The 12,302-nt window shown below is 65.3% G+C and carries 9 protein-coding genes; 5 read left to right on the top strand and 4 right to left on the bottom strand.

Translation table 11 applies throughout. The features are described from left to right. Positions 1 to 95 precede the first annotated feature (95 nt). The 3 genes from HWE17_RS25735 to HWE17_RS25725 are packed head-to-tail and all read left to right on the top strand — an operon-like array spanning position 96 to position 5,713. Complete coding sequence (locus HWE17_RS25735; protein WP_176390741.1) at positions 96 to 1,328, top strand: TolC family protein; 1,233 nt, start codon at positions 96 to 98, stop codon at positions 1,326 to 1,328. A 13-nt stretch (positions 1,329 to 1,341) separates the two neighbouring features. Further along, positions 1,342 to 2,547 carry an efflux RND transporter periplasmic adaptor subunit gene (locus tag HWE17_RS25730; protein WP_176390740.1) on the top strand — a complete coding sequence of 402 codons (1,206 nt, stop codon included), beginning with the start codon at positions 1,342 to 1,344 and terminating at the stop codon, positions 2,545 to 2,547. A gap of 25 nt (positions 2,548 to 2,572) precedes the next feature. Then, positions 2,573 to 5,713 carry an efflux RND transporter permease subunit gene (locus tag HWE17_RS25725; protein WP_176390739.1) on the top strand — a complete coding sequence of 1,047 codons (3,141 nt, stop codon included), beginning with the start codon at positions 2,573 to 2,575 and terminating at the stop codon, positions 5,711 to 5,713. A 184-nt stretch (positions 5,714 to 5,897) separates the two neighbouring features. Here HWE17_RS25725 and HWE17_RS25720 read toward each other — a convergent pair whose 3' ends face one another. Both HWE17_RS25720 and HWE17_RS25715 read right to left on the bottom strand, forming a co-directional pair. Next, positions 5,898 to 6,407, bottom strand: a complete 510-nt coding sequence (locus tag HWE17_RS25720; protein ID WP_035824298.1) for a hypothetical protein — start codon at positions 6,405 to 6,407, stop codon at positions 5,898 to 5,900. A 122-nt stretch (positions 6,408 to 6,529) separates the two neighbouring features. After that, positions 6,530 to 6,766: a hypothetical protein gene (locus tag HWE17_RS25715; protein WP_152598828.1), complete on the bottom strand. Its 237-nt coding sequence runs from the start codon at positions 6,764 to 6,766 to the stop codon at positions 6,530 to 6,532. 211 nt (positions 6,767 to 6,977) lie between these two features. Between HWE17_RS25715 and HWE17_RS25710 the strand changes: the two genes are divergently transcribed. Continuing rightward, positions 6,978 to 7,352: a hypothetical protein gene (locus tag HWE17_RS25710; protein WP_176390738.1), complete on the top strand. Its 375-nt coding sequence runs from the start codon at positions 6,978 to 6,980 to the stop codon at positions 7,350 to 7,352. Here the strand turns inward: HWE17_RS25710 and HWE17_RS25705 are convergent, their stop codons facing one another. Beyond that, a complete protein-coding gene (locus HWE17_RS25705; protein ID WP_217916890.1) occupies positions 7,353 to 10,397 on the bottom strand; it encodes a CHASE domain-containing protein in 3,045 nt (1,014 codons plus the stop codon). 224 nt (positions 10,398 to 10,621) lie between these two features. Here HWE17_RS25705 and HWE17_RS25700 point away from each other — a divergent pair, with 224 nt between their 5' ends. Further along, entirely contained in the window at positions 10,622 to 11,341 is a 720-nt protein-coding gene (locus tag HWE17_RS25700) for an AraC family transcriptional regulator (protein WP_176390737.1), read from the top strand. On the opposite strand, the gene HWE17_RS25695 is transcribed toward HWE17_RS25700, so the two are convergent. After that, complete coding sequence (locus HWE17_RS25695; protein WP_176390736.1) at positions 11,325 to 12,242, bottom strand: sterol desaturase family protein; 918 nt, start codon at positions 12,240 to 12,242, stop codon at positions 11,325 to 11,327. The genes HWE17_RS25700 and HWE17_RS25695 overlap by 17 nt on opposite strands. Between the last annotated feature and the right edge of the window lie 60 nt (positions 12,243 to 12,302).

The raw sequence follows: 12,302 nt of genomic DNA, 5'->3' as shown, positions 1-12,302 counted from the left end.
ATCGCCCGCCGGGACGTTTCAATCACTTTTCGCAGTAAGTCAGGCGCAGGCCTGCGCGTCCCGTCGAATTCTTTTCCATGCTTTTGGAGAATTCGATGCACCGATTCATTTTCTTGCTCTCCGCTGGCCTGCTGGCCGGCAATTTTGCCCATGCACAAGCTCCGCAGGAGCCTGCCGCCCCCCTGACCTTGCCCGCCGCGCTGGCCCTGGCAGAGGGCGGCAACGCCACTTTGTCCGCCGCCCGCCACGAACTGGCGGCCCAGGGCGGCGCCCTGCAACAGGCACGCGCCTTGCCCAATCCGGAACTGCAAACCGTGCTGGAAGACACGCGGCGCGCCACGCGCAGCACCACCGTGCAGCTCAACCAGTTGATCGAACTGGGCGGCAAACGGGGCGCGCGCGCCGCCGTCGCCCAGCGCGGCGCGGACCTGGCGCAAGCGGGCCTGTCCCTGCAGCAAGCCGACACGCGCGCCGCCGTCACTTCCGCCTTTGTCGACGTGCTGGCGGCGCAGGAAGGCTTGCGCCTGGCCGACAGCGCGCAAGCCCTGGCCGCGCGCGCCAGCGACATCACGGCCCGACGAGTGACGGCCGGCAAGGCCTCGCCCGTCGAGGAAACCCGCGCCCGTGTCGCCGAAGCGAGCGTGCGGCTGGAGCTGAACCTGGCCCGCAGTACCCTGGCCAGCGCCCGCAAGCGCCTGGCCGCACTGTGGGGCAACGCCACGCCACGCTTCAGCGTGGCCGAGGGACGCCTGGAAACCTTGCCCGAGCTGCCGCCGGCCAGCGAACTGGCGGCGCGCCTGGGGCAAGCCCCGGCCGTGCGCCAGGCGCACAGTGCGCTGGCCCAGCGGCAAGCCATGCTGGACGTGGAACAGCGGCGCGCCACGCCCGACGTCACGGTCAGCATCGGCATGAAGCGTTCGGAAGAGCTGGGCCGCAACCAGGCCATCATCGGCCTGGCCCTGCCGCTGCCTTTGTTCGACCGCAACGCGGGCAACAAGCTCGACGCCCTGCGCCGCAGCGACAAGGCCAGCGACGAACTGGCCGCCGCCCGCATCGCCGTGCAAACGGACGTGGCAGCCGCCATCGAACGCCTGGCCACGGCCAGGCTCGACGTGGAAAGCTTGCGCCAGGACATCTTGCCTGGCGCCCAAAGCGCCTACGACGCGGCCAGCAAAGGCTTTGAGTTCGGCAAGTTCGCCTTCCTCGACGTGCTCGATGCCCAGCGCACCTTGCTGCAAGCCAAAAACCAATACCTGCGCGCGCTGACGGAAGCGCAGCACGCCGCCGCCGACATCGAGCGCCTGCTGGGCACACCAGCTCCCCTGTAAGGAATCCCCGACCATGAATATCAAACTCGACAAAAAACAGACGATCGCCATCGTCTCCATCGCGGCCGCCGGTATCGTGCTGGCCATCCTCATCCTCGGCACGGGCAAATCCGGCGCCCCTTCGGTCCCTGCCGTCAAGGCGGAAGCACATACTGAAAAGAAAGACGAACATGGCCACGAAGAAGTGGAAGGCAAGCTGGAATTGACGGCGGCGCAAAGCAAGGCAGCCGGCGTCGTCATCGCCACGGCCGCTCCGGGCCGCATCAAGACGACGGTCGCCCTGCCCGGTGAAATCCGGTTCAACGAAGACCGCACGGCCCACGTCGTGCCGCGTCTGGCCGGCGTGGTGGAAGCCGTGCAGGCGGACCTGGGCCAGCTGGTGAAAAAGGGACAAGTGCTGGCCGTCATCGCCAGCACGGAATTGTCGGAACAACGCAGCGAATTGCTCTCGGCGCAGCGGCGGCTGTCGCTGGCCCGCTCCACGTATGAGCGCGAAGAAAAACTGTGGCGCGAAAAAATCTCGGCCGAACAGGATTATCTGCAGGCCCAGCAAACGTGGCGCGAAGCGGAAATCGCCGTGCAGAACGCGCAGCAAAAGCTCAGCGCCCTGGGCGCCAGCGGTATCAGCAAGGGCCCGCTGAACCGCTATGAGATCCGCGCGCCGTTCGACGGCATGGTGCTGGAAAAACACATCACCTTGGGTGAGGCCGTCAAGGAAGACGCGAACATCTTCGTCATTTCCGACCTGTCGACCGTGTGGGCGGAAATCGCCGTGCCGGCAAAAGACCTGGCCACCGTGCGCATGGGCGGCAAGGCGGAAGTGAAAGCGTCCGCATTTGACGCCAGCGCGCAAGGCACGATCACCTATGTGGGCGCCTTGCTGGGCGAGCAGACACGCACGGCCAAGGCACGCATCAGCTTGCTGAACCCCGACATGGCGTGGCGTCCGGGCCTGTTCGTCACGGTGGAAGTGGTCTCCGGCGAAGCGGACGCGCCCGTCACCGTGCAGAGTACAGCCATCCAGACGGTGGAAGACAAGCCCGTCGTCTTCGTGCAAGTGAAAGATGGCTACCAGGCCACGCCCGTGGTGCCGGGCCGCAGCGATGGCACATTGACGCACATCAAGCAGGGTCTGGCCGCCGGCACGCCGTATGCGGCGCAAGGCAGTTTTGTCCTGAAGTCCGAGCTGGGCAAAGACTCCGCCGGCCACGAACACTGATCACGTCAAACGAAAGGAAACCATCATGTTTGAACGTTTGATCCGCTTCGCCATCGACCAGCGCTGGCTGGTGATGCTGGCCGTGGCCGCCATGGCTGGCCTGGGCATCTACAGTTATCAAAAGCTGCCCATCGACGCCGTGCCCGACATCACCAATGTGCAGGTGCAAATCAATACCCAGTCCGCCGGCTATTCGCCGCTGGAAACCGAGCAGAGAGTCACCTTCCCCATCGAGACGGCCATGGCCGGCTTGCCGAATTTGGAGCAGACGCGCTCGCTGTCGCGCTATGGACTGTCGCAAGTGACCGTGATCTTCAAGGATGGCACGGACATCTATTTTGCGCGCCAGATGATCAACGAGCGCTTGCAGGAAGCCAAGGAAAGTCTGCCTGCCGGCATCACGCCGAAAATGGGTCCCGTCTCCACGGGCCTCGGCGAAATCTACCTGTGGACGGTGGAAACGCAGGACGGCGCGAAGAAGCCGGACGGCACGCCGTACACACCGACCGACTTGCGCGAAATTCAGGACTGGATCATCAAGCCGCAGTTGCGCAATGTCACGGGCGTGACGGAAATCAATGCCATCGGCGGCTACGCCAAGCAATACCAGGTGGCGCCCTACCCGGAAAAACTGGCCGCCTACGGCATCAGCCTGCAAGACGTGGTGACGGCGCTCGAACGCAACAACAGCAACGTGGGCGCCGGCTATATCGAAAAGCAGGGCGAGCAATTGCTGATACGCGCGCCGGGCCAGGTGGCCTCCAAGGACGACATCGGCAACATCGTCGTCGCCAATGTGCAGGGCGTGGCCATCCGCATCCGCGACGTGGCCGACGTGGTGCTGGGGCGCGAGCTGCGCACGGGCGCGGCCACGGAAAACGGCCGCGAAGTGGTGCTCGGCACCGTCTTCATGCTGATCGGGCAGAACAGCCGCGCCGTCTCGCAAGCCGTCGACAAGAAAATGCTGGAGATCAACCGCAGCCTGCCGAAAGGCGTACACGCCGTCACCGTGTATGACCGCACGGTCCTCGTCGACAAGGCCATCAATACGGTGAAGAAAAACCTGCTCGAAGGCGCCGTGCTGGTGATCGCCATCCTGTTCCTCTTCCTCGGCAATATCCGCGCGGCCGTCATCACGGCCATGGTGATCCCGCTGGCCATGTTGTTCACGTTTACGGGCATGGTGCAATACCATGTCAGCGCCAATCTGATGAGTCTTGGGGCGCTCGATTTCGGCATCATCATCGATGGCGCCGTGGTGATCGTGGAAAACTGCGTGCGCCGCCTGGCCCATGCGCAGCAGAAACTGGGACGACCGTTGACCTTGCAGGAACGTTTCCACGAAGTGTTTTCCGCATCGCAAGAGGCGCGCCGTCCCTTGCTGTACGGCCAGCTGATCATCATGGTCGTGTACCTGCCGATCTTTGCGCTGACGGGCGTGGAAGGCCGCATGTTTACGCCGATGGCGCTGACGGTGGTCATCGCCCTGCTGGGCGCCATGCTGCTGTCGATCACCTTCATTCCGGCCGCCGTGGCGCTGTTTATCGGCGACAAGGTGGCGGAGAAGGAAAACGCCATCATGCGCACCGCCAAGCGCTGGTATGCGCCGCTGCTGGACAAGGTGATGCGCAACACGCCCGTCGTGCTGACGGGTGCGGCCGTGGCCGTCGTGCTGTCAGGCTTGCTGGCCACGCGCATGGGCAGCGAATTCGTGCCCAGCCTGAACGAGGGCGACATCGCCATCCAGGCCCTGCGCATCCCCGGCACCAGTTTGACGCAATCGCTGGCCATGCAGCAGCAGCTGGAAAGCAAGCTGATGGCAAACCACAAGGAAATCGCCCGCGTCTTCGCCCGCACGGGTACGGCCGAGATCGCGTCCGACCCCATGCCGCCGAATATTTCCGACGGCTACATCATGCTGAAACCCCGCGATGCATGGCCGGAACCGGGAAAATCGCGCGAGCAATTGCTGGCGGAAATCGAAGCGACGGCCACCAGTTTACCCGGCAACAACTACGAGTTTTCGCAACCGATCCAGCTGCGCTTCAATGAACTGATTTCCGGCGTGCGCAGCGACGTGGCCGTGAAACTGTTCGGCGACGACATGCTTGTCCTCGACAGCACGGCGGCGAAGATCGCCGGCGTGCTGGGCAAGATTCCTGGCGCAACAGAGGTGAAAGTCGAGCAGACCACGGGCCTGCCCATGCTGACGGTGCAGATCGACCGCGAGCAGACGGCCCGCTACGGCCTCAACATTGCCGACGTGCAAGCGGCCATTGCCACGGCCATCGGCGGGCAAGAGGCGGGCACCCTGTTCCAGGGCGACCGCCGCTTCGACATCGTCGTGCGCCTGCCCGACAGCCTGCGCAGCGACCTGGAGCAGTTGAAACGCCTGCCCATCGCCCTGCCCCTGGGCGCGGCGGCGGAAGGCCGTGCCCGCTTCATTCCGCTCGGTGAAGTAGCCAGCCTGCAAGTCGCGCCGGGGCCGAACCAGATCAGCCGCGAAGACGGCAAGCGCCGCATCGTCATCAGCGCCAACGTGCGCGGGCGCGATATCGGCTCGTTTGTGGCGGACGCCACGCAGCAGCTGCAAGCGCAAGTGGCCATTCCCGCCGGCTACTGGACCAGCTGGGGCGGCCAGTTCGAGCAACTGCAATCGGCCACGAAACGCCTGGAGCTGGTGGTGCCCGTGGCCTTGGCACTCGTGTTCGTCTTGCTGTTCGCCATGTTCGGCAACGTGAAGGATGGTTTATTGGTGTTCAGCGGCATCCCGTTCGCCTTGACGGGCGGCATCGTCGCCCTGTGGCTGCGCGACATCCCCATGTCGATCTCGGCGGCCGTCGGCTTCATCGCCCTGTCCGGCGTGGCCGTGCTCAACGGTCTCGTGATGATCGCCTACATCCGCCAGTTGCGCGAACAGGGCATGCCCTTGCACGAGGCGATACGCGAGGGAGCGATCACGCGCTTGCGCCCGGTCCTGATGACGGCGCTGGTGGCCTCGCTGGGTTTCGTGCCGATGGCCATTGCCACGGGCACGGGCGCGGAAGTGCAGCGTCCGTTGGCCACGGTGGTGATCGGCGGTATTTTATCGTCGACGGCATTGACCTTACTGGTGCTGCCGCTGCTGTACCGGCTGGCGTATGCCGCAAGAGGTAGGTCGGATTAGCGCGCAAGCGCGTAATCCGACACATTGTTGACGCCGCTGGTAGCGTCGGATTACGGCCTTTCAGGCCTAATCCGACCTACGCCCTGCCGCTGCTGTACCGGCTCGCGTATGCCGCAAGAGGTAGGTCGGATTAGCGCGCAGGCGCGTAATCCGACACATTGTTGGCGCCGGTGGTGACGTTGGATTACGGCCGGCGGTAGCCGCCCTCGATCCAGTTCGCCGCTGACGTGGCATTGAACTTGAAGGCGGCCGAGGTGCGCACCTTGGCGATCTGTTCGCCGTCGGCGTCGTAGGCGCTCAGTTCCGCGTACGGGTGGTCTTCGTCGGGCACGATGTCGAACATCACCTTGACTTGCCCCTCGTCGGTGGCGACGAACAGGTTCTTGTGCAATTGCGCATGCAGCTGCTGCTCGTGGCGGCGCAGTACTTCCGACGCCGTCTTGACCAGCGTATTGAATGCGTTGACGTCGAGCGGCTTCGGGTTTTTCTTGTCGCGGCCCATGGTCCACGGACCCACCAGCGCCGGCTCCGGCTCGCCATCCTTGATCATGGCCACGGCCCAGCCTTCATCTTCCTCATTCTTGATCACCCTCGCCGTCCAGCCATTGCCTACCCACAGGCGCGGCTCCTGGATCGGGGCGTCATTGTCTGGCTCGGCTGCTTCGTCGGAAAAGTCGGGGAAATCGGTACTCATGGCGGTGCTCGTGGTGGAAGGTCGGGGCTAGCATGATAGTCGAAAACGCCCTCCCGTGCCGCATCGCCGGAAGCGAAACGGCACGTCCTACGGCACGAGCCAGCCTGCCACCAAGGCAACTGTCAGCACATGGACATGGCAGGCCGGTTGGGCCAGGTCAGCGGCGGGCCGGGCGGTACCCAGCGCGGGTCGATGGCCGGCAGCGGCGCATGGTAATTAAAGGGATTGATGATGATCGGCGGTATCGCCGATGGCGCGCCGACGGGCTCGGCGCAAGACTGCGTGGCGCTACGCTGGCGCGTGCTTCGATGGTGGGAAAGGGATAGCGATTGATCCCCGGTATCTGCAAACAAAAGCATGTTGCCCTCCTTGCGAGAGTGAGGTATTCAGTATAGGACGGCTTGCGCACATTACAAGAAAAGAAATCTTGTTCCAGATCAGCGTTTTTGCCCCGCCAGCGCCTTCCATACCGTGAAAATGACGGCCTGTCGCACGCCGCTGGCGGCCAGCCGGGCGCGCGCCTACAGTGTGACCATGCAAGACCCCATCACCCACACACCGAGGCTTACCATGAAAAAATTGCTCACCTTCGTCCTCATCGTCATGCTCGCCTGCCTGTTCCTCGACAAGATCAGCGGCAGCGACATGCACATGCAGTTCAACGGCGACGATGTCGACGGTCCGCTCGAGTGGCTGTTCGGCCTGGTGTTTGCCGGCGGCGGCTTGCTGGTCGCCGCCATTGCGGTGGTGTGCGCCGCCGTCGTCACGGGCGTGGTCCTGGCGGGAGTCGGCGTGGTGCTGATCGCCGTGGTGGCCCTGTGCGTGGTGCTGGCGCTGGCCTTGAGCACGCCCGTGCTGCTGCCGCTGCTGATTCCCGTCGCCATCGTCTGGCTGATCGTCAGCCGCAACCGCAAACAGGCGCAAGCGCGCCAGCACAGCCTGTAATCACTGCGCCATGAACTTGCTGAGCACGCCGTCGCCACCGCCGTCATTCTGCTCGATGCGGTTGCGCCCGCCCCGCTTGGCCCGGTACAGCGCCTCGTCGGCGCGCGCCAGCACGGCGTCGCAATCGGCATCGGTACCGGCCATGGCGGCCATGCCGATGCTCACCGTGATGGTGATCACGATGCCGCCATCGATGGTCAGCGAACTTTCCGCCACGCGCCGGCGCAGCCGTTCCGCAAACACGGCCGCCGCCGCCAGGTCGGTACCAGGCAGCAAGATGGCGAATTCTTCACCGCCCACGCGGCCCGGCACGTCGACCTTGCGCAAGGCCTGGCACATCAGCGCGCCCAGGTGACGCAGCACGGCGTCGCCCACGGCGTGGCCATACTCGTCGTTGACGCGCTTGAAATGATCGATGTCGAGCATCAGCACGCTGGCGCAGCTGGCCAGCTCGCGCTGCAAGCGGGCATGCTCGTTTTCCAGTGACGCCATGAAGTGGCGCCGGTTCGGCAAGCCGGTTAAAAAATCCGTGGTGGCCAGTTGCAGCAGTTCCGCGTTCATGCGCTTGCGCTCGGTGATGTCGAGCGAAGACACCATGACGAAATCGAGGCTGTCCGCATGGCCGGGCATCACCAGCAAGCTCAATTCATTTTGCCGCGCCGCGCCATCGAGACGCACGAAGCTGCTCTCGCACTCGTACAGGTGGGCGCCGCCAGCCAGCGCCAGCAGCGCGTCGCCGAAGCGGGGCAAGGCGCTGTCGTCGAAATTCTGCGCCAGGCTCAAGGCGCCGCGGCGCTGGTCGTCCTCGTTGGCGCGCACCTGCGCCAGCGCGGCGCCGTTCGCATCGATGATGCGCACCAGGCCCGCCAGTTGCCGCAGCGCGTCCGGACTGGCCTGGAAATGAGCGCCCAGGTCGCGCACGCCAGCTTGTTCGAGGGCATCGAGCGCGGCGCGCACGGCCGACCAGTCCTGTTCCCACAGGGCCACGGGCGCATGATCGTACAGGCTGCGGAAACGCGCTTCGCCCGCGCGCAGGGCCAGCGCCACCTGCGCCTGTTCGATGGCCATGCCGGCCAGGTGCGCCGCCTCGCTCAGCCGCGCCAGATGGGCCGCGCCCGGTAACGTGGGCTGGCGGTGATACGCCATCAGCACGCCCAGCAGCTTGCCCGAGCCGCCACGCACGGGTTCGGCCCAGCACGATTGCAACTGGGCCCGCCACGCCAGTTCCATCGTCTCTTGTGCATCGGCAACCGTATGCAAGTCGCCGACGATCACGCGCAAGCCGTCGCGCAGCGCTTGCGCGGCGATGCCATGCACGCCCTGCAGAGTGTCGAGGTCATGGCCATGGCTGGACAGGTTGAAAAACGCGGGCAAACTGGGCGCGGCGCCCAGCACCAGGCGGTGGCGGCTTTCATCGAGCAGCAAGATGCTGCACAGCATGGCGGGATGATCGGCTTGCACGCTCAGCACCACGCTTTCCAGCACCCGCTCCAGCGGCGCGCCCGTGGCCAGCATTTCCAGCACTTGCCGCCGAGTATGCTCGCGCCGCTCCATCTGGCTGCGCTCGCTGATATCGCGGAAGGTCCACAGGCGCGCCTGCTCATTGCCCAGCTGCATGCTGCGCACATATTGCTCGACCACCCGACCATCGCGCAGGTGCAGCACGTCGCGCCGCTCGCGGTGGCCGTGCGGCGCGTGGGTGCGTGCCCCGAGGAAAGGCGCGGCCTGCTCCAGCTGGCTTTCCACATGGCGCACCAGCGCCGCGCCATCGGCTTGCCAGTCGAGCGCATCGGGCACTTGCCACAAATCGCGGAAGCGCCGGTTCGAGGTGAAGATGCGGCCATCGATATTGTCGACCAGAATGCCGTCGATGGTCGAATCGAGAATGCTGCGCAGCATGGCCTGGCTGCGTTGCGCCGCCTCGGCCATCGCCAGCACGCTCGCCTGCCCCTGCTCCAGCTGGCCCGTCAGTTCGCTCGAACGCGCCAGCGCCGCCTGGGCGCGGGCGCGGCCCGCCGCCAGCAGCCACGTGGCCAGCGCCAGCACGATGCTGGCCAGCAGCCCCGTCCAGGCCACCAGGCGGGGGCGCGCCAGCAATTCGCCATCGAAGCCCGGCATGGTGCGCACGCGCAAAGTCCAGGCATGGCCGGCGATGCTGATCGCTTGCCGCGACACCAGGCTGTCCGAGGCGGCAGACGACAGGGCGCCCGGCAAGCTGTCATACATCAGGGCCGCCTCGGACAATTGCGCACCATCATAGATTTCCAGGTCCAGCTGGCGCGCGCTCTCGCCGCCCACGCCCGCCATCAGGTCGCCCATGCGAAATGGCGCAAACACCCAGGCGCGCAAGGCGGTGCGCCGCTGCGCCACGCTACCATGCAGCAAGCCATTGTCATACACGGGCAAGACGACCAGGAAGCCATGCGCCTGGGCGCTGCCGCCATCCTGCACCAGGTGGATCTTGCCCGTCATGGCCGCTTGCCCCGTGTCGCGCGCCTGCTCGAGCGCGGCGCGGCGCACGGGTTCGGAGCCGATGTCGTAGCCGAAGGCCAGCAGATTGCTCTCGCTTAACGGTTCCAGATAAGTGATGGGCGCATGCCAGTCGCGCTGGCCGTGCGAACGCACCGCATAGCCGGGATAGCCGTCCGCGCGCACGCCTGCCTCGTGCCGCGCCAGGGCGGCGCCGGACAACAGCGGCAGGTAGCCGATGCCGTGGATGCCGGGAAAGTGGCGATCCACCTGCTGCGCCGCCAGATAGGCATGGAATTCGCGGCGCGTGACTTCCTGCGAACTGGCATACAGTCCCTGCACCCCGTGCAGCACCTGGATGTAGGTCTGCATGCGGCCGACAATGTTATTGACCAGTTCGCGCACGCGGAAATCGAAATCGGCCTGCACCTGCTGTTCGCTGGCGTCGTCGGCATTGCGCCAGGCGCCATACGTCAATCCCAGGCACAGCGCCAGCACCAGGGCGGCCAACACGCGCGGTCCCACCCAGTGCGACACTGGCCGGGCAAACCACGACGAAGACGCGCGTGTAGGCATGACAGGCTGGCAGGCAGAACGGACATCAAACCGCTACACGACCAGCAACATGGCTGGCGGCGGGCTGCACGATTACCATCGGTAGTCGATGAGAATGATAGTACGTTACAGCGGGCGCCCTTGCAATGCTGAATATTGTATGAAAAAAATCACATATTTCGTCAATGCAACGATGTGCACGCCAGGAAACTTCGTTGCCGTGAAAACCATCTCCGCCGGCTGGTATGATCGCCCCGCAATCCATCACCGAGGAGCCGCGTTTGCAGCACGATAGCTGGCAGGGAACACTCTGGCTGGCGCCGGACTTTGCCATCTTGCATGGCGCAGCGGGCGCCACGGACAGCCACGCCCATTATGCGCACCAGCTGATGCTGAGCACGGGGGCGCCTTTCACGGCCGAGCTCGACGGCATCGTCCACACGGCGCGGCACTTGCTGGTCGACAGCCTGCGCCCGCACGCCATCCTCAGCGCACCGGCGCCCATGCTGACCATCTATGCGGAACCGCAACGCCTGGGCGGCGCGGCCCTGCTGGCGGCGGCCGGCGGCGCGGGCGTGCCCAGCCTGGACAATCTGGCCGCAGCGCTGCAGGCGCAGCCACGCGAAGACTTGCCCGATCCCCGCTTGCGGCGGGCGCTGGACAAGGTCGACGCGCTGCTGTCGGGCAAGGTCAGCGCGGCGGCCGTGGCCGAGGCGGCGCATTTGTCGCTGAGCCAGCTGGAACGCCTGTTCAGCGCCCAGCTGGGCCTGCCCGTGCGGCGGCTGGTGCTGTGGCGCCGCCTGCGCCTGGCCATCCGTTTCATCTTGCTCGGCAGTACCCTGACGCAGGCGGCCCACGGTGCCGGCTTTGCCGATGCCGCGCATTTTTCGCGCACCATGCGCAGCCTGTTCGGCGTGCGCGCCGACCGCAGCCTGCGCCAGCTCAACGTCAAGCTGCTCGATTGATGACGCGCTTGAGCGCCTGCTTCAAGCCGGCCGGTAGCTCGGGCGCGCGCACGCCCTCTTCCGCGCGGAACGGTTCGATCAGTTGCGCCCCATACGCGGGCGGGTAGTCGGGACGGCTGCCGATGCCCAGATCTTCGCCCCGCATGCGGTAGCCGGGCGCATCGAAGGCCGTGCCCAGCAAGCGGTCCCAGCAGGTAAAAAACAGCCCGAAATTCACGTCGCCGGCCGTGCCGTATTTCATGTGATGAAAACGGTGCAGCGGCGCCCAGGCAAACACGTGGCGCAGCGGCCCCATGCGCATGTCGACATTCGCGTGCTGCAGCAGCAACTGGATCGCCACGGCAAACGCCAGCACGGCCATGACGGCTTCCGGTATGCCCAGCAGCAACAAGGGCAGCATGCCGCCCGTCGCTTCCAGCAGCAAATGCAGCGGATGTTTCATCCAGCCATTGAAACCGTACATGCGCTGCACGCTGTGATGCACGGCATGCAGTTTCCACAGAAAATAATAGCGATGGCTCAGGTAATGCACGAGCGTGATGCCGCAGTCGGCGATGAGGATCGCCAGCAGCAGCTGCGCCCAGAACGGCAGCTGGACTGGCCAGAATGCGCCCAGCGCCAGGTGCCCGGCCAGCAGGGGAAAGGCAGCCAGACCCAGCAGGTACAGCGCTTCATTGACGAGCGCATGCAGGCTGTCGCGCCAACCGTCGCCGTGACCGTCGTTCCACGCGCCGTCATACGGCGCATAGCGTTCGGCAAGAAAGGACGTGAGCAGGGCCAGCAGCAGCAAGGGCGGCAAGACCCAGAAGGAATAGTGGCACACCGCGATCAGATAACTGGCGGCGCCGATGAAGCCGGCCCAGAACGCGGGGCCGTACAGCGCGGCAAAGAGGGATTTCATGGCAAGACGCTCCTGTGGCAAAAACCACAGCATGGCTGCTCTCTCCGCCGCGCCGCTTGA

Origin of the sequence: Janthinobacterium sp. BJB401 (assembly GCF_013372745.1) — a bacterium.
GTDB classification, from domain to species: Bacteria; Pseudomonadota; Gammaproteobacteria; order Burkholderiales; family Burkholderiaceae_D; genus Janthinobacterium; species Janthinobacterium rivuli.
This window is presented reverse-complemented; position numbering and strand designations above follow the sequence as displayed.